Raw genomic sequence first — 208 nt, forward strand, 5'->3', positions numbered from 1 at the left:
CACGGTGATCTTGCCTTGGTCAACGATGGCGCGTTGATAGTGCTCCCGCGGGCCATTGGCGCCCAACGGCCTGGTGAGCCGGGCCTTGAGTGCCGGGCGGCGAGAGGCCCCGAGACCAAGCATGGCATGGATCATCGGGGCCAGGAAGATGTGGCCGCAAACCATGGCCGAGACCGGGTTTCCTGGCAGGCCGACCATAACCGCGTTG

The 208-nt window shown here is 65.9% G+C and carries 1 protein-coding gene; it reads right to left on the minus strand.

Annotation, left to right across the window (positions count from 1 at the left end; all coding sequences use genetic code 11):
* Nucleotides 1-208, minus strand: a 208-nt coding sequence (locus tag NLM59_RS11840; RefSeq protein ID WP_407986300.1) for a hypothetical protein, incomplete at both ends; no start/stop codon positions are given.

Origin of the sequence: Profundicola chukchiensis (assembly GCF_029664245.1) — a bacterium.
GTDB classification, from domain to species: domain Bacteria; phylum Bacteroidota; class Bacteroidia; order Flavobacteriales; family Weeksellaceae; genus Profundicola; species Profundicola chukchiensis.